The organism is Draconibacterium sp. (assembly GCF_041583095.1).
Classification (GTDB): domain Bacteria; phylum Bacteroidota; class Bacteroidia; order Bacteroidales; family Prolixibacteraceae; genus Draconibacterium.
Genome location: NZ_JBFHGM010000034.1, coordinates 1 through 18912, shown reverse-complemented (window position 1 = coordinate 18912; position 18912 = coordinate 1). Strand labels below are relative to the sequence as shown.

General features: G+C 41.8%; 15 protein-coding genes. All 15 read right to left on the bottom strand.

From position 1 onward, the window contains the following. Nucleotides 1-2: 2 nt before the first annotated feature. Nucleotides 3-1184 (bottom strand): ABC transporter permease, encoded by a 1182-nt coding sequence (locus ABZB17_RS05280; RefSeq protein WP_372648428.1) that lies wholly within the window; start codon nt 1182-1184, stop codon nt 3-5. Nucleotide 1185: 1 nt separating this feature from the next. Continuing rightward, nucleotides 1186-2172, bottom strand: a complete 987-nt coding sequence (locus ABZB17_RS05275; RefSeq protein ID WP_372648427.1) for an HlyD family secretion protein — start codon at nt 2170-2172, stop codon at nt 1186-1188. 27 nt (nt 2173-2199) lie between these two features. Beyond that, nucleotides 2200-3726 carry a TolC family protein gene (locus ABZB17_RS05270; RefSeq protein ID WP_372648426.1) on the bottom strand — a complete coding sequence of 509 codons (1527 nt, stop codon included), beginning with the start codon at nt 3724-3726 and terminating at the stop codon, nt 2200-2202. A 60-nt stretch (nt 3727-3786) separates the two neighbouring features. Continuing rightward, on the bottom strand, nt 3787-4365 hold the full coding sequence (locus ABZB17_RS05265) for a TetR/AcrR family transcriptional regulator (RefSeq protein WP_372648425.1): 579 nt from the start codon (nt 4363-4365) through the stop codon (nt 3787-3789). Between the two features lie 171 nt (nt 4366-4536). Further along, on the bottom strand, nt 4537-5475 hold the full coding sequence (locus ABZB17_RS05260) for a sugar phosphate isomerase/epimerase family protein (protein WP_372648424.1): 939 nt from the start codon (nt 5473-5475) through the stop codon (nt 4537-4539). A 404-nt stretch (nt 5476-5879) separates the two neighbouring features. Beyond that, nucleotides 5880-8165 (bottom strand): patatin-like phospholipase family protein, encoded by a 2286-nt coding sequence (locus tag ABZB17_RS05255; protein ID WP_372648423.1) that lies wholly within the window; start codon nt 8163-8165, stop codon nt 5880-5882. A gap of 90 nt (nt 8166-8255) precedes the next feature. Continuing rightward, nucleotides 8256-8432, bottom strand: coding sequence for a hypothetical protein (locus ABZB17_RS05250; RefSeq protein ID WP_319499787.1), 177 nt, complete (start codon nt 8430-8432; stop codon nt 8256-8258). A 60-nt stretch (nt 8433-8492) separates the two neighbouring features. Beyond that, the gene (locus tag ABZB17_RS05245) at nt 8493-9263 is read right to left on the bottom strand and encodes a LytR/AlgR family response regulator transcription factor (protein ID WP_372648422.1); all 771 of its coding nucleotides are present in this window, start codon (nt 9261-9263) and stop codon (nt 8493-8495) included. A gap of 94 nt (nt 9264-9357) precedes the next feature. Next, nucleotides 9358-10428 carry a sensor histidine kinase gene (locus tag ABZB17_RS05240; protein ID WP_372648421.1) on the bottom strand — a complete coding sequence of 357 codons (1071 nt, stop codon included), beginning with the start codon at nt 10426-10428 and terminating at the stop codon, nt 9358-9360. 21 nt (nt 10429-10449) lie between these two features. Then, nucleotides 10450-11841, bottom strand: a complete 1392-nt coding sequence (locus tag ABZB17_RS05235) for a TolC family protein (protein ID WP_372648420.1) — start codon at nt 11839-11841, stop codon at nt 10450-10452. Between the two features lie 155 nt (nt 11842-11996). Next, complete coding sequence (locus ABZB17_RS05230) at nt 11997-15044, bottom strand: efflux RND transporter permease subunit (protein ID WP_372648419.1); 3048 nt, start codon at nt 15042-15044, stop codon at nt 11997-11999. Beyond that, nucleotides 15044-16117 carry an efflux RND transporter periplasmic adaptor subunit gene (locus tag ABZB17_RS05225; protein WP_372648418.1) on the bottom strand — a complete coding sequence of 358 codons (1074 nt, stop codon included), beginning with the start codon at nt 16115-16117 and terminating at the stop codon, nt 15044-15046. Before ABZB17_RS05225 ends, ABZB17_RS05230 begins: the two co-directional genes overlap by 1 nt. A 107-nt stretch (nt 16118-16224) precedes the next feature. Then, nucleotides 16225-16995: a glycosyltransferase family 2 protein gene (locus ABZB17_RS05220; protein ID WP_372648417.1), complete on the bottom strand. Its 771-nt coding sequence runs from the start codon at nt 16993-16995 to the stop codon at nt 16225-16227. A 98-nt stretch (nt 16996-17093) separates the two neighbouring features. Further along, on the bottom strand, nt 17094-18215 hold the full coding sequence (locus ABZB17_RS05215) for an adenylate/guanylate cyclase domain-containing protein (RefSeq protein WP_372648416.1): 1122 nt from the start codon (nt 18213-18215) through the stop codon (nt 17094-17096). A gap of 10 nt (nt 18216-18225) precedes the next feature. Beyond that, a partial coding sequence (locus ABZB17_RS05210; protein WP_372648415.1) for a Pycsar system effector family protein occupies nt 18226-18912 on the bottom strand: 687 nt, incomplete at its 5' end.

The window sequence follows — 18912 nt, the reverse complement described above, 5'->3', positions numbered from 1 at the left end:
TCCTATTGTTTCCCCCAGTGTTTCGGATCGCTCAAACTCTTTTTATACATTTTAAATGCAGCCATACCCGACAGCATAAATAGGAGGATGTAACACAAATACGGCAAGGCTTCTTTTATTGGTGCACCACGTAATGATTGTGAAATAAAAAGTTTCTCCCACCATGTAAAAGGGAAGATTGCTGTTAGTCCTTTTACAAATGGCATCATTCCTTCTACCGGAAAAGTTAATCCTGAAAATGTTATTCCCATCATTATATAGGCACTCCCAACGGACAGCGATAAACGCAGGTTTTTGGTTAAGGAAACGAATATTAATCCCAGCATTTGGTAGGCAAGAATTGTAATAAACTGACCGCAAAAAATAATGACAAAGCTGCCGTTTAAAGGCATTCCTTCAACCACGTAAAGCAGATAGGCGATTAACATGGCAAAACCAGAATAAATAAGGGTATACGGAAACAGTTTCCCAACAATTGCCATACGTACGCTGTTGTTTCCGGCTTTCAAAAGACTTAGCCCTGTTCCTCGTTTCAGTTCATTTCCGAAAGTGTAAACCGAACTCATAAAAGCAAACAAAAACAAGGTAAAATAAAGCATTGCCGAGTTGAGGAAGTAGGCATAATTTGTATACGGATTGAACAAGACATGCTTTTGAATTTTCACAGGAACAACACGAGCCATGGCCTTTTGTGCATTGTTACCGTTAAGTGCCAGTTTTTTTAGCTGAATTCCGGCAGACAAGGTATTTAGTGTGGTTAAAACCGAACGTTGTACAACTCCGGCAACCGTTACATTTGTTCCGTTTATATAAACCGGGACAGGGGCTTCAACTCCCTGAAATACTTTTTTCTCCAAATCGTTGGGCAATACGACTATTGCCTGAACAACACCTTGTTTTAACCACTCCTGTGCCTGAAATAAATCCGGTGAACCGATCACAATCTGCACATCGGGTGAAGCGTTTAAAGCATTTCCTACTTTTATAGAAAGTGATGAATTATTCTGATCGACCAAAGCAATAGGTAAACGTTTTGCCGCTCCTTGCTGAAAGATAAAAAAGAGTAACAATATACCAGTAATCGGCCCGATTAACAGCAAAAACCGATAAGCAGGATTTTGCTGAATCCGCCTGGCCTCACGAATCATTACTTCAAAAATAGGATGTCTCTTTTTCCCGTCCATTTTATTTCATTTCGGGTAAGGTAACAACGGCAGTCATTCCCGGACGCAAACCTTCAATATTATTCACCGGACGCGCCTCAACTTCAAAAGATTTTAAATCGAACTGTCCCGAAGTTTTTGTTGCATTCCAACGGGCAAAATCAGCTGAAGGGCTAATGTATTTTACTTTAAAATCGAACTCCTGCCCATCAAGACCGGGGATTACAGCTTTGAAAACACTTCCCATTTTAAAATAAGTCATATAATCTTCGCGGATGTAAAGTGTAACCCAAATATCGTTTAAATCGAGAATGGTAACTACCGGAAAACCAGTTGAAACCAATTCGCCTTCCTCCACATTTACTCCAGACACTTCTCCATCGGCAATGGCATTAATTGATGTCTCTTCGAGGTAAGCTTCCACCTCGGCAATGGCGGCATCGGCGCGTTTTACCATTGCAGCAGCAGCGGTTTTATCTTCTTCGCGTGCTCCCTTTTCAGCTTTCTGCCAAATGGCTTTGGCGGCATTTGCCGTTTCGCGTGCAGCTTTCATTTGCGTTTCAACCTCATCGCATTTTTGTGCCGGCACCACTCCTTCATCATATAAATTCTGAATTCGTGCAAATGTCTTTTCAGCAAACTGGGCAGCTGCCTCGGCTTTTACATAAGTACTGTAGGCCGCAGTAATATCCTCCTGTTGCGCTCCGTTTTGAGCTTTCCGGCTTTGTGCACTTGCGGCAGTTCGCGCAGCATTTGCGTTGGCCAGTTTTGCATTAATTTCGGGGCTGTCAATAGAAAAAATAAAGTCGTCTTTTTTTACGATCTGTCCTCTGTCAACAGCAACTTTCTGTATTCTACCCGGAACTTTTGAGGCAATATTGTATTGCTGAGCCTCAACCTCTCCTTGCAGAATTACAGGCTCGGGTTTTGTTACAACAATGAATGTGTACACTATAAATGCTACGATAGCTACAAGTACAATTATTGAGCTTAACGTCTTCTTGTTCATGATCTTTCTTTTTTGCTTTTGGTTTTCTTAAAGTGATTCGGTTACAGTATTCTCTCCACTCGAGAAATGGATGTATTGTTCGGGAACACCCGCTGTTTGAAGGAAATTTGCCAATCCAACATCATAATTATATAAAACACTCAGTCGCAATGTTTTTACCTGCAGCACTTTTGTGTTCGCCTCTACCACATCGGTAGAAGTTGCCAATCCTTCGTTAAATGCTTTCTCGGTACTCTGGCGGTATTCGTTTGCCAACTCAAGCGTTGTTTCCAATTCGGATTTTTGCTCCATTTGCATTTGTAATTCGTTATAGAGCTTTATCAGGTAGGCTTCCAAATCGTTGTTGGCTTTTTGTTCGGCGTATTCAACCTGGTTGTGTAAAGTTTCACTGGCCAGTATATTGTTCTTCCGGCTCATTCCCTGAAACAAGTTCCACTTCATTCCAATTCCCAGTTCCCATTCGGGCATGTATGGCGAAAAATTTTTATCGGCAATGTTGTAATTACCCATTGCTGCAATCGTTGGTAAATATTCGTTTTTTTCTACCCGGTGTTTTATCTCAACAAGCTCCTTTTTCCCCTGTAGTTGTTTCAATTGAGGATTTAATTCTTTGGCACGATCTAACCACGTTGCCAAACCTGTTAACTCGCTATTTATAAATAAATTATTGGCTGGAATAACATGCCCCAACGAATCAGCAGCCAGTGTTGCTCTTAAACCGGTTCGCAATATCTCAACATTACGCACGGCTTGCTTTACTTCGCGTTCGGCCTCATTTTTTTCCACCTCGGCATGAAGCAATTCAAGTTTTGCAATCATTCCGTTATCGTATAGTTTTTTTGCATCGTTGTAATGGTTCTCCATACTTTTTAGCATTTCTTTACGAAGTTTTTCCACTTGCAACCCGAGAGCAAGACCATAATAACGAGTAACCAGCTCGGTAAGCAAAACGCCTTCAGTATGACGTAATTCCTGCTGGCTAATATCCAGATTTACTACGGCAGCCTGGTTGGCACCGTTTATTTTGCTTCCGGCATAAATTGGCATCGCGAAACTCGCTGTCAGCAACGCAAAATTCTTGTCCTGAATAATCTCATCCCAGTCGTGTGCTTCAATGGCTTCGCCTCCTTCAAGTAATTGCTGACGTACAACTTCGGTACTCATGTCGTCGCTTAAATAAGGATAAAGTGCATTGGTTGCCGGATCGGGATTTGGAACGCCGCTAAAAACACCGTAAGTTCCAAGTGTTTCGTACAACGGACTGATGGCTTCGCCCACCGGAGTTAAATCGAGATGCAAAGGATCGGACATGGCCATTGCTGTTGCATTTAGCGAAACCTGTGGCAAACGCAAGCCTTTCTTCGATTTGATCTCGTATTCTTTCTGCCTGATCTCTTCTTTTTGGCGCAACAGTGCCGGATTTTGTTCCAACATTATTTGCATCGCCTGGTCGAATGACAACAATTGGTCCTGCGACTGCCCGTGAACCGTTATTCCCACTGCCAAAAGCAAAAGGAATAATAAGACTGTTTTCTGTTGTTTAATTGTTTTCATTTCTATTATTGTAAGCTGTATTCTTTTGTATTCTCAAAAATTTAAATCTGTTGTTTTTGCCTATTTCAAAAACTTAAAAATCAGTTTTAGTAAATGCTTAATATCCTCTTCGGCAATGATATCCCGATCGTTGTTTCTGTATTTTTGATTGATAAACTGAATGGTGGTTATTATCAATATCAGGTACAAATCACTAACGATGAGTGTCTTGTCCAAATCGTTGCCTGATCGTCCCAGCTCCATCAATTTTTCAAGCAGCATCTGTGTATTTTCCTGAATATGTTTATCGATTACGAAATTATAATCGTTGGTAAGCACGTATAAAAATTTCACCCGGATTGGCTCCTTGTTTGCCAATTCAACAAAATGGCGGATTATATTTTCAATGGTTTCATGAAAGGGTTTACATTGTTCTATTAGTTTTTCGAACATGCCGAACACTTCGCTGTAAACCTCTTGTAAAATGGTGTTTACAAGCTCGTATTTACCTTTGTAATGCATGTAAAAATAGCCCGAAGCCACTTGCGCATCCTTTGAAATAAGTGCTACCGAAGCGCCTCCAAAACCATTATCAACCACCATCTTCATGGTCGACTGTTTTAACCTTTCAATTTTTGTTTGATCTGTAATCCGTGCCATACCTTCGAATTAATAAATGAACGTTCATTCATTTATGCAAATGTAGTTGCTTTTTAGAAATGACAGGTGGTGTTTTTACTGAAATGATGAAATTTCAGGATGAAATAACATTTAGGGGCACAAAAAAACCGGATTCAAATGAACCCGGTTTTCAGATAAAATATTGTTCGTTTAAACAAAAAGCTTCGCATTAATATTATCGATACTTGCTTTCACACCTTCGAAAGGTTTACCATTACCCTGGTTGTCGTCTTCCACAAAGAAGTATTTCATTCCTGCAGTTTCGCGTGCATCTAAAATACTCTTATAATCTGCAACACCAGCGCCAACAGAAACAATATCGTCTTTGTCAACAGTGTAAAATGGTTCAACAACCTCTTCACCCATACCTTTAAAGTGAAGCAGTTGGAAACGCCCCGGATATTTGTTGAACATTTCAACAGGATCCTGACCAGCTTTCAATGCCCAGTAACAATCCAGCTCCATAGTAATCAGGTCTGCATCCATTTCTTTCAGGAATACATCATAATAAGGTACGATTCCGTCGGTTGGTTTAAACTCGAAGTTATGGTTGTGGTAACCAAACTGAATACCTACGTTTTTCATGATCTCGCCAACTTTATTCCATTCGGCAATCATCTTTTTGTACGTTTCAATGTTACGGTCTTTTTCTTCAATCCATGGCTGAACGCAATATTCAACACCAATTTCGGCATGTGCATCGGCCATTAACTGGGCACTTGCTGTAGTTATACCTTCAGCTTCAACACTGGTATGGCTACTTACTACTTTCATCCCGTTGTCTTCCACCATTTTTTGGAATTCTTTTGGTGCTACACCATAAAATTTGCCATCGGCATACGAAGCCATTTCAACAAATTTATAGCCCATATCGGCAATTCTTTTTAACGAACCGGCCGCATCAGCTGCCATGGCATCGCGGATACTGTACAATTGCAGGCCAACTCCCATTCCGGTTGCTGCTTTAACGGCCTCTGCTACCTGCTCAACAGGTTTTTTAGCACCCGTACCACAAGCATAGGTTCCCAGTGCCAAAACACCAACAGTACCTGCCGTAGAAATCCTTAGAAACTCTCTTCTATTCTTCATGATTTTTTGTTTTTAGTTAGTTATACTGATATTAATATTTATTCTAAATTCAACGCTCAAAATAGTGAGTAAATTTTTGAAAGGGACTAAAATTATAAAGATTTTGCAGAAAATACCAAAATCGGTTAAATATGTCGCTTTAACACAAAAGCATTTTAATACAGATCAGCGTACCTGTTAGCGTTTATACTTTGGAAGAACATGTTGAGTAAATAAAGAAAATTCTTGAATTTGACTATCTCCGTATCAGAGCCAAGGGGCATTACGCCAACATCATTTCAGCTAAATGGCTGAAACCGAATTATCTTTATTTCACCCCTCTGTCAGCCATAAAGGCTGACATCTCCCCTCAAAGGGGGGAGAAAAAGCGGAACCCCAAGGCAAAGCCATGGGGAAATATTAAATTAAAACGGAAATCCGAGGCTAAGATGAAAACGCGATTCGTTATCCTGGTTATTACCCGATATTAATAACTGCATCGGCCCCATAAGCGAATCGTACTTAAATCCGAAACTATAGCCCCAAATATTATCGCCAAATGGCTGTGTTGTCAGATGATCGAACAAATCTTCGTAAGTACTCGCGGTGGCAGCTACATTAACTTTTGTAGTTACGTATAGTCCCGAAGCGATTTCCCAGCTTAATGATGATTTTGCAACCGCATAGTTGTAGGTGTAAATTTCGGCAAAATTAAAGCCTGCCAGGTCTTTAAACTGTAGCTTGCCGGGGCCAAACTGCGATCCGCCCAACATATAAATCCCGTTGGCACCTGAATCATCGGTACTAAATCCTGCTCCCACCTCGAAATTATAGGTAAGCTTGCGGGCAAACGTTGTATACCAGTTATGATTGATTGTTAAAGTTGCATAAGGATCATTAATTTCCCCGATTAAATAATCTCTCGGTTCTGCAGTATTTAAGTCCATTTCGCTGTTCGCCGATAGAATGTGTTGAAAGCCAATATTCAGTTTTATACCTCTTTTTGGGAAGTAAAGATCGTCGGTGGTATTTACCCTGTAGTACAACTGATAACCCCAGTCGTGTGATTTCAGGTAATCAAAATCGGTTTCCGGATAAATCGATTGCAAATCGGCACGCGGCGTTAAACGGTTGTATTTATAAAATGCGTTGCCCCCCAACTGGTGATTCAAACCAAACAAATATTCCAATCCGTACCCTCCGCCAAAATAACCTCGTTTGTAATTGCCCAAACGTTTGCCGTCATCGTAAAACGGAAGTTTGTAACTGTAGGTATTCATAAAGAAATAGTCGGACAGTCGCTGTTTCTTTCCAACGAACTTATTTAACTTGATTTCCAGGCCCGGATTTTCGGCAAAATTTAACGAGAGTAACATACGTGTTGCCGGAGCAATCATATTTCGCAAGGTAAAATTAGTAGTAATTCCAACCCCCAGATCATCGTCGTAACGGGGTGCCAGCTTAAGCATCGCTCTTGGTCTTTCTTTCACATGAAAAACAAGGATATAACCTTCGGTATCCAAATCTCTTTTTAACGAATAAGTCAGTTTCCCGAAATGCATGGAGCCATACATAAAATCAATGGCTTCCTTTATATCGTCAGCGCTAATCCTATCACCAATTTCGATTCCCGATTTCGACAAAACAAAATTCCTGCTTAAATAATTCAGCCCCGTTACTTCCATTCCGGTTATCCTTATTTTTTCAGGTTGAGGGATTCGATCTACAGGCGTATATTCTAAATCGTATTTCCGTGCAAGCGCTTTTATTTCGCTCCATTTTCCCCTGGCTGCATTTTCGCCAATCTGCTGAATTTCCTGTCCTTTCACAAAATCGGCAGCCGAATAATCCCGAAGATCCGGGATTATCAGCACATCGCATTTTTCGAACTGCTCTTTGGCATCAACAATACCTCCGAGTGCTATTGATCGTTGCAGGATATCGGTCATCGACCGAATATCATCAGCCGTTACGTCTTCCTGAAATCCCACATAAACACCAATAATTATATCGGCCCCCATATTTATGGCTTCCTGCACCGGGAAATTTCGGGTAACGCCTCCATCAACCAAAAGCATAGAGTCCATTTGCACGGGCGAAAAAACGGTTGGGATAGACATGCTGGCACGAATCGATTTCACCAAATCGCCGGAGCTGTGTTCAACGGTTTCTCCCGATATCATATCAACCGACATACAATGAAACGGGACAGGCAACTGATTAAAATCTTCTTCCTCGGTAAGCGGCCAGAGTAGTTCGGAAAAATAAGCTTCAAGATGTTGCCCGTCAATAACACCGGCCGGCAGGTTGATCCGTTTTTCGCGTATCGGAATTTCGAAAAGGTATTTTTTGGTTTCGTCCTTTTCGTCCATGGCTACACTTAACAGCCTTTCTTTATCTGTAAGCAACAAATCCCAGTTGGCGTTTTTATTGATATCAGAAAGTTCATCGGCCGTATAACCAACAGCGTATAAACTGCCCATAATACTGCCCATGCTGGTTCCGGTTATTATATCCGGGCGTATTCCGGCTTCTTCAAGCACTTTAAGCACACCGATATGCGCCAAACCTTTTGCACCTCCACCGCTTAAAACCAATGCGATTTTGGGCTTTTCAGCCTTATTTTCTTCTTGCGAATAAACAGGAAATACAGCCAATAGAAAAAATACAACGGCCACTAATTGATTAGTTGTGAGGATCGAATTTTTCATGCCCGAATGGCTTAGTTAATTTCCCTGGTTCCTGTACCAAAATAATTCAGGCCCCGAAAACAGTTGAAGAAAATCCGGACCCGGTTTATTTTAATCGCATGAATTTAAAAAATTAACCAATTCATGCACATCTTTTTTCGATGAAAATGGATAACCACCTTTGGTTTGCAAAGAGTAAATATTGTGATACAAAATACTCTCTTTTTGGGGTGTAGCATCTTCAATCATTGCAATCGCTTCCTGGTATAACTGGTCTCTGTACTTCATTCTCATTTGTGTTTAACTAACAAATATATTATAATCTTATAGATAGCCCCGGTATTTTGCTTATTTCCCTACCCATTCTTTAAATTCGGTAGCCTTTAAACGGCTAATTGTAATGGGCTCATCAAAAGGTGGAATGAGTCTCAAAATCAACTTTCCTCCAAAATGATTTTCGAATTTCCGGATGGCATTAATATGCACAATTGAACTTCGGTTGGTACGAAAAAAAAGATCGGGGTCGAGTTGTTCTTCCAGCTTTTCAATGGTTAAATCAATAACATGTTCTTTACCCTGATAGGTTACGGCTGTTGTTACGCGGTTTTCGGTGTAAAACCAGGCCACATCTTCCACATCGAGTTTAAAATACGATGTTGCCCCGCTAATGAGAAAACGCTTCCGGTATTTCTTATCGCCCGAAGTTATTGCCTGAAGCAGCTCTTTATAATCAGGAGTACTTTCGGGTTTTTCCTTTGATACCAAAGCCATGTGTTCCAATTTTTCGATGGATAAACGCAGCTTTTCTTCCTTTATCGGTTTTAGCAAATAGTCGATACTGTTTACCTGGAAAGCCCGCAAAGCATATTCGTCGTAAGCCGTAGTAAAAATTACCATGCTGGTTACATTTATCTGGTCGAATATGGAGAAACTAATACCATCAGTTAGCTGAATATCCATAAAGATCAGATCGGGTGCCGGATTATTTTTCAGCCAGGCAACCGTGCTCTTTACACTTTCAAACCATTCGACAATTTGCCATTCGGGCCGCAGTTTTTCAACCATTCCCCGCAGCAAACGATAGTTATGAATTTCGTCTTCTACAACAATAACTTTCACAATCTGCGTTTTTTAGTATTCATCAAGCTGCGCTTACACATTTGCGATGCAATATCCGGGATAAAAATCATTTTATCTGTAACTCAAATCGCATTCACAATAACGGTACTTTCACTTCAAAGCGGTTTTCGTCGTACTGAACCACAATTTCTTTTTCGGTTAATATCTCGTAACGCTTCACCAGGTTCCTCAGTCCTGTTTTAGTTGAATATGATGCCTCCCTGCGATTCAAGCTGTTGGATACCACCAAATATTCATCCTCAACATAAACCTTAATATCAAGCGGTGCTTCCCGGCTTGTAATATTGTGTTTAATTGCATTTTCAATAAGCAACTGTCCCGTTAAAGGGGCAATTTCACGGTCCTTGCAATCGTTTTCCACATGGGTTGTCACATTTAAACCCTCACCTAACCTTTCCTGATGCAGCCCACAATAGGCTTTCATAAAATCGAGCTCCTCGCCTAACTTTACCAGCCGCTTATCTTTACTCTGCAGCACATATCGGTACACATCGGTAAAGTTTTCTGTAAACTCTACTGCCACATCCGGATTGTAAATTATTAATGATTTTAGCACACTAAGGTTGTTGAACAGGAAGTGCGGATTCAGCTGATCTTGCAACGAGTTGTAGTCCATGCGCAACTTTTCGCGTTTCATTTCGGCAATCTGTTCCTGCGAATCGAACCACTTTTGTGCAAAACGGGCAATAGTAAGCGAATTGGCTACCATTTGTACGAAAACCAAACCGGTAACCATTCCCATAATCACACCTGATCGTGACTCACCGATTCCCAGTTTCGGATCAATAAAATACATGATCACACGGTGCGCAAAAACAAGAAACAAAATTCCAACGCTGATCTGTAGAAAAAGCCTCAGCTTTATCTTTTTCGGGACAGGCAGAATGCGCTCCAGAATATTATCGAGAATAATTTGTAACTCGGCCGCAATGTTAAAAGCTAAAATTACAACCACATAAATTACAATCGGAATTTTAACATCTTCTTCGGCAGGAATATGCGTAACATACGAAATAAAATGCAACACCAACACAGCAATAATGCTGACAATAATAAAGCGCCCAACTACACTAACAGGTTCGTAGCTAGGCAACCTCATTGCAAGGGTTGGTTTCTTTTTGCTATGTAGTTCTAAACACTTCATTTCTTTTTATGCGAAATTTTACTATTCCTCTTCAGGCATATACAGGTTTCCTGTTACACTTTGCCACCTGGTTTTTAGTACCTCGAAACTGGCAATGGTTTGCGTTAACTGCGCTTTAGCCTGAACCCACTGCGCCTGTGCATTCAACATATCAGTGGTTGTATTTAAGCCCACCTCAAAACTTGCCTTGGTTTCATTCATACTTTCCTCGGCCTCGGCAACACTTTTTTGCGCCAAAAGAATCGATTCGTAAGCTTCTTCAACCTGCACCTTTACCTGCATAACCTCAAGATTAATCAAATCATTTGTATGTTGCAAATCTGTTTCGGCCTGTTGTACTTTTAACTGGGCTGCACGTTGTTTCTTTTTTCCTTGTCCCCACTGAAAAATCGGGATAGAAACCTGCGCCGCCAGCATGGGCTGAAAATCGATTTCCTCGTACAAATCTTTTACCCAGTAACTGGTATATTGCGTGCTTACGCCAACAGTTGGCAAATAATCGGCACGTGTAATTTTGGCGTCCAACTCCGAAATTTCTTTCTGTTTTTCCAGAATTTTCAGCTCGTTTCGTTTGCTGCCGGCTTGTAACAACCCGTCTTCGAGGTTAAACAATTTTACTTCGGGATTGGCATCGTGGCTAATTTGAATCTCAGTATCCAATGGCTGACCCAAAATCTGGTTCAAATACATTTTGGCCACTTTTAAACCGTTTCGGGCTTTTATCAGGTTCAAATCGGCTTCGTTTTTCTGAACGGTTACCCGCAATTTTTCACTTGCCGGCTGCAATCCAACTTCGTACATCGCTGTCATTTGGTCTTCCAACTCGGTAAGCATTTTTATATATTCTTCGGCAATTTTAATATTCTCTTCAACGGTTGCCACCTGCCAAAACGCCTGATCCGTTTGCTCGATCACTTCCGAATATTTCATATTCAAAGCCATATCGGCAATAGAAACACCGGCATCGGCCTGCTGGTTAGCGTAGCGAATTTTCCCGCCGGCATAAATCGCCTGGGTTACTTCAAAACCACTGTTTATTAGTGTTAAACTCCCCAAATCGATATTAATTCCCGGGCTCCAAACATCGCTGGTTCCTGAAAAGTCACCATTCAAAGCCGCCTCTTCACTGTCGGCGGTTGGTAAAAAATACCCCGGCATGTTTATCCCATCCATTCCCGGGCGGTGCATCAACGATGACGAAAAACCCACTGAAGGCAAATAAGCCGTTCTTGCCACTTCCTGGTTTACCTGCGCTTCGCGGTTTTGCAGGGCCGCATTTTTCAATTCTTTATTGAAAGCAACAGCCTGCTCGCGGCAATCATCCAGCGTCATTACTTTCTGTGCGAAGGTGTTGCCCAAAGTAGTAAGCAAAACGACAACTGTGCCGACTATATATTTAAGTAATTGATTCATTCCTTTTTTTACTTTTTTTGATTGAATTCATTTTTCTTTTTAGAAAAGTTGACCCCGATTTTTATCTAACCACAAGGATTAGAAACTGTCGTCCCCCATCGACAATTAAAAAACAGGGCAACTTTTTCTAACTCTATCTACATTAACAATCACAATTATGCTTTTGTCGTTAATTTACTTCCATCAACACGGTACAAAACGGTGTAAAGTACCGGAACAACTACAAGGGTAATTATCGATCCAACGGCCAAACCGAACATGATAACGATGGCTGTTGAGTTAAACATCGAGTCGGTGATAAGCGGCGCCATTCCCAAAATTGTTGTCAGCGATGCCATCATTACCGGACGCAAACGCGATAACGCAGCGTCGATAGTGGCTTTCAAACGGTCTTTTCCTTCCTTGATATTCCGGTTAATCTCATCGAGCAGAACCACGGCATTTTTAATCATCATACCAATCAATCCCAAAGCACCGATGATACCGGCAAAGGTGAGGTACACTCCTGTAGTTGCCAGCCCCAAAACAATACCAACAAACGCAAATGGCACCACCAGAAAAATGATGATTGGCTGCTTCAGGTTATTAAATAAACCGATGATAATTATCGCCATCAATCCGATTGCCAGCGGCAGAAACATAAACAGCGCTGAGTTGGCTTCACCCGAACGGGCAGTAGCTCCTTCCCAGTGCAATTCGTAACCTTCGGGCAAATCAATTGCTTCAACTTTTGCCTGAAATTTCGCCTGCACTTCGGCGGCTGTGTATCCATCGGCAGCATCGCATTGTGCTTTAATAGCCCGCTTATTATCCAAACGGTGAATCAATTCGTAATCCCATGTTACTTTCATGGTATCAACAATTTGCGATAGCGGCACACTTGTGCGGCTTTGTTGTCCCCAAACCGGGATGTTCAGCAGTTGCTCGATATTCTCGGCCACGTTGTTATCGGTACGCAATACTATTGGCAACATTTTATCGCCTTCGTATATGGCTCCAATTGGTCGTCCGTTGGTAGCCACCAAAATGGAATTCCCCATATCAGCACGCGACAATCCAAGAGGTTGTGCACGTTCAACCGAATAAACAGGAACAATTTTTTTAGTCTGGTTTCTCCAGTCGTCGGTAACATTTACAGCCGATGATTCTTCTAAAAAGATACGTTTTGCCTGGTTGGCCAAATCCTTTAACACGGCAGGATCGGGACCAATAAACTGCGCCTCAATGTCGGCATCGGCAAAAGCTGCTCCGTATTCCATTACCCGGACAAATGCATTCGGATAATTCGCATTCAGGTAGTTTTCAATCTCAGGGATAAGTGTTTCTACCCGATCGGTATTGTCTGTTTCAACAATAAAATCGGCATAGTTTGCTCCACCTGTCTGCATATGGCGCATTAACAGGTAGCGGGCGGGCGGACGCCCAACAGATCCGGTAACCGCATGCACACCATTCATGGCCAGAATATCTTCCTGAATTTGTTTTACATCGGCTTCAACAGCATCAATATCGGCTCCCTGTGGCAGGAAGTACTCAATAAAAAACTGGTCGTAATCTATTTTCGACATAAAGTCGACTTTTACAAAACGGAAAGACCAGAATGCAAAGATCAGGATTGCAAAAGAACTTAGAGCAAACATGTATTTATTGCGTACGGCCCATTTCAGGAATTTCCCAAAAATCTTGTACAAACCTTTATCGTAAGTTTCGGCATGTTCGCCTTTCGGACGTTCTTTGCGGTAGAAATATTTTGCGTTAAACGGTGTCTGTATCATCGCAAAAATCCAGCTTAAGGTAAGCGAGATAATCAGCACAGTAAACAGTGACGACAGGAACTCACCGGCCTCGTTTGGCGACATGCGCAATGGCAAAAATGCCAGAATTGCAACTGCTGTAGCACCCAACAATGGCAGCGCGGTTTTTTGTGCCGTATTTACAAAAGCTTTGCTTCGGTCCATTCCCGATTTCAGGTCGACCAGAATTCCGTCGGCAACAACAATAGCATTGTCAACCAACATACCCATGGCCAAAATAATAGCTGCCAGCGTAACCCGGTGCAATGGTAGGCCTATGGCCAACATCACAATCAAGGTTCCCATGATGGTAAAAATCAAACCGCTCGAAATAAGCAGTCCTGAGCGGTATCCCATGGCAAACATCAGCACCACAATTACAATCCCTACCGACATGGCCAGGTTCAGCATAAAGTCTTTTACCGCATCATCAACACGGTCGGGCTGGTAATACACCTGGTTAATTTCGAAACCAACCGGTAATTCGTTTTGTAATTCGGCCAGCTTTTCATCCAGTCGCTCCCCCAGTTTTACCACGTTAATTCCACTCTCGTTCGATAAACCCAGCGTTAAACCGGCTTTGTCGTTGTAGAAAAGCGCCGCGTTTTGTGGCTCGAGGAATGATCTTTCAATCGTCGCAATATCTCCCAAACGGAAGTTTCCTCCGCCTGGAACCTGAATCAAAAGATTTTCAATTTCCTCGATCGAAGTAATTTTTTGCCCCACTCCTACACGAATCGATTCGTCGCCGGTAACAATTGATCCCGGGTTGATAATTGCCGTTTCGTTTTGGATAGCAGCAGCAATATAAAGAGGGTTAACATTTAGTCCGGCCAGCTTTTCAGGAGAGAAAACAATGTCGATGGATTCGGTTTTTTCACCAAAAATCTGCGAGCGGCGAACACCATTAACGCTTAAAAGCTCGCGTTCGATGTACTCGGTGTATTTTACCAACTCGTGATGCGAATATCCATCGGCAGTAATGGCATACAAAATTCCGTAAACATCGGCAAAATCATCATTTACAATGGGGTCCATCGCCCCTGCCGGTAACGAACCTTTTGCATCGTTCACCTTTCGCCTCAGGTGATCCCAAAGCTGTGGCAGCTGTGGTGTTTTTACCGTTGGCTGAATGTAGATGGTAATGATCGACAAACCGGGACGCGAAACGGATTGAATCTCATCGATATTTTCCAGTTTCTGAATGGCTTTTTCCAGCGGGTCGGTCACCTCCAGCTCAACTTCGTGCGCGGTGGCTCCCTGGTAAACGGTAATTACCGTGGCTGCCTTAATCGGAATCTCGGCATCCTCCAGTTTCCCAATATTATTGTAAGCAATTATACCTCCCAGCAATACTGCGACCAGTATAGTGGAGATCATTGCTTTTTGATTCAGTAACTTTTCCAGCATTACAACAATCCTCCAATGTTAGTTACCGATGGTGTTTTAATGGGTTGAACTTTTTGGCCTTCCACCAGGTAATGCACTCCGGCAGTAACAACCTGTTCGCCGTTGTTAACGCCCGATACAATATTTACACGTCCCTGGCTTCCGTCGAGCGAAATTTTAACTTCGCGCTTTTCAATTTTACTTGTTGACGGATTAAATACCCAAACGTAAGTGCTTGTTTTTTCGTGGAAAACTGCCGAAGCTGCTACTGAAAGCTGGTTTTGCTCGGCAGTATTATAAACGGTAACTTCCGCTGTCATTCCCGGAGCTACTGCCAAATCATTTTTATTCTCGAACGAAAATTTCACTTCGTACAAACCATCTTGCATCGCTTTTTCGCTAACGCTAAATAATTTTACCGGTAAGTTGCTAATGCCCGCATTGGCTACCGTCAGATAACTTTCTTTATCGCTTTTTACACGCTGAAGCTGACTTTCGGAAACCGATACCACTGCTTCAAGATGCGAATTATCGATGATAGAAACAATCGGTGTTCCTGCTCCAACGGTTTGAAAATTCTCAACAAACTTTTCGTAGATATAACCTGAAAAAGGAGCTTTCAGCTCGGTGTCGCGCAATTGGTTTTGGGCATTTTCGTAGGCTGTTTTTGTCATCAGGTACCCCGACTTGATCTTTTCAAAAGTGTTTTCCGGGATTTTGTTTTGCTCAATCAATTGTTTGTAACGCTGGTACTCACTTTCGGTCTGCTCAAACTGAGCTTTTGTGGTTTCCAGCTGCAGTTTGTAATCGCGCTTATCGATCTCGGCAATAACCTGGCCTTGTTTTACATAGTCGCCTTGTTTTACATTCAGTTTTAATAACGGGCCGCCAACACGAAAAGAAAGTGAGGTAAGGCTTTTCTCCTTTATCTTTCCGTTTAATGTAACCGTATTCTGAGTTACGCCATCGCTAACGGTTTCGATCTTTACATTTTTAATGGTTTCGGGCACAGTCTCTTCTCCGGTGCTGCTTTTGCACCCGGTAAAAGCAACCACGGCAGCTGCTAATACGAACACAATGTTTTTGAATTTCATATGATGTTTTTTGTTTTATAACCTTATCTCGCAACAAAATTAATTTGGCTGATTTTTAAAGGCTTATATTTTTGTACCGAATGACAAAATGCCTCCCTGAAATGCACTTAAACCGGCTCCACACTTGTGATGCGTTCTCGAAGGTGCTTCATGTACTTGTTCAACTGCAGCTGAACACTTGAAATGGTTGATTGGGTGTAATTTTGTGATTTCTGGATGTTGTTCTGCACACGCTTTATCATCAGATCGAAATTGGAGATCATTGCATTGGCAATTTCTTTATCGCCCTCGTGCCTCTCCTTTACTTTTCGGCTGTCAGATTTGCGCACTGCCCACTCCAGATCGTTTAGCGCCTTATAGCTAACCCTTTTACCCAAAGCCTGGTAATAAATGGTAAAAAATGCGTCAACCCCAAAAAAGATTTCTTTTACGTCTTTTAAAATGGGAAGTAAATCGGCTCTCAGCATGGCTTTTTCGCCCATGGCCGTTTCATACGGATCGGCACCATAATTAATGGTAAAACTGGCGGGATTGCCAATAACCATGTCAGCCTCTTGATTTTGAATCGGGGCTAACATGGCTAAGAAATGATCTTTTCGTAAATGAACCAGATTGGCGTTGATGAACAGCACAATTTCGTTGCTGGCAAACTCAACGCCACAGGCCATTGCGTAACTCTTTCCATGGTTTTCAGGCAGCTTTAAATACTCGAAGTGATAATGAGGAACAAGGGTTTTCAGCACATTCTCGGTTCCGTCTGTCGACCCGTCGTCAACCACAATCACCTCGGCTTCAGGGTTGTGTTTGCAACACGAAGCAACCACATTAAAAATGGTTTCCTCTTCGTTGTAGGTACAAACAATAATGCTTGTTTTCATTTGTTTCTGTTTTCAGAAGCGAATATAAACCGCAATGGGGAGCTTATGCGAAAGGAAATTCGTGAAATGCTAAAACTAAGGACTGGAATGAAAACAACTTAGTTTTCAGCTTTATATACTTCGTAGATTTTTATGGAATTTTTCTTGCCAAAAAACTTAATCAGGTCAACGTATTCAATTTTATATTCTTTGGTGCTTTTTATCAGTTTTACCGCAAATTCGCTGGTTACCAAAATCTTTTTCTTGTAGCGCTTACACTGTTTTTGAATGCGAGCTGCAGTGTTTAACACATCGCCGTGAAAAGCCAGCTCGCGTTTGATCTCGCCCACTTCAGCCGCCATTACTTTTCCAACGTTTAACGATGCGGTAAAAACAGGCATCATTCCATATTGTTTCTCAAAATACTCGCGGCGTTTACGCAACGCTTTTTCGTACAGGTAATAAAAATCAACCGCACTTTTAAACGACGATTCCCGTTTGGTAGTCCATGAGATAACTACCTCGTCGCCAACAAACTGATAAACACGTCCCCGGGTTGCCAACAACGAATTCGAAACACATTTAAAACAATCCTGAATAAAATAGCTGTATTTTTTGTGCCCCAGTTTTTCGGCCACTGCAGTCGACGATTGTAAATCGAGAAACATAAAAATCAACTCCTCTTCGCGGGGTTTCTGGTAGTATCCCATCATAATTTTCCCGAGCGGCGCATAACCAACCTGCTGCAAAAGCGTGTTGATCAATTGATAAACATAGCCGCCAACAAACAATACGATAAGAAAAAAGAGGATGGTGGAGTTAAATAAAAACCGTGGCAAATGCGATACTGACTCGATAAAACTCAGATCTTCGGATACGCTGTAATGGACAATTCCTAAAAGAATGCTTATAACTAAAAAGATAAGAATGTCGAGAAAAACAACCCCCACCGCCAGCTTGCGCATTTTGAAGTTTCGAACCAGGTTCGGGTAAACCATATTAAGCGTAAACCAGCTTAAAGTGGCAAAGAGCGAAATCACTACCGATGACCACACCACCTCATCAACCAAAAAGCTCATTCCTTTTGATAACATATCGCCCATATGGTCGTCGCGGGCACCCAGCATGCGCATAAAAATAGCAAAGCGGATGACCACATTCCAGTAAATCAAAGTAAAAACCAACAGTTGAAACTGATGTCGGCGTACCGAGCCTTTATATGTTCTTTCAAGTTTTGGCATTAAGCAGGTTTTACATGTTTTTTGAGAGATACTGCACTAAAAATGTAAGCACTGCCACCACAAAACTCACCATAAAAACGCGGTATGAATACCTCAACAGTTTATATTTTTTAGCCAACACTTTTCCCAGGTTATATTGGTCTTTGGTTAGTGTTCCGTACAAATAATCATAATCGCTCATCATTTCTTTTACGCCCTTCTTATATTTCTCGTAAGGCATATTTACAAAGTTGCCAAAAAACAACAGGTTCAGTTTCCGCTTTTTCAGGTCTTCATCGCTGTATTGTCCCGACCCGTACTTTGGTATTACCGAAAGAATGGCAAATACCAAGGATATTAAACAGCCCACAATGAGAATAATTCCGGGAATGAGGAAATTATGCTCGCTGGTGCGCAAAGTCAGTGCGCTTGTACTCATTAGCACCGAAACCAGCACAGCGTTAATGGTAAGCATTATATTGGCTTTATTATCGGCTATCGAACTTAAATTAATTTGGTTGCGAGCCGTAAGTCGGAACATGGTTTCGATACCGCGTGCTGTACTTTTCTGGGTGTGTGTCGGTAATTCCGGAGCTTTGTCGGCCGACAGTTTTTTGATACGATTCTCAACTTTTTTGATATTCTTTAAGCGAACCGGCTCAAACGTATTTTTGGCATATTCGGTATGGAATTTTATGCCCAGAATAAAATCCAGCGT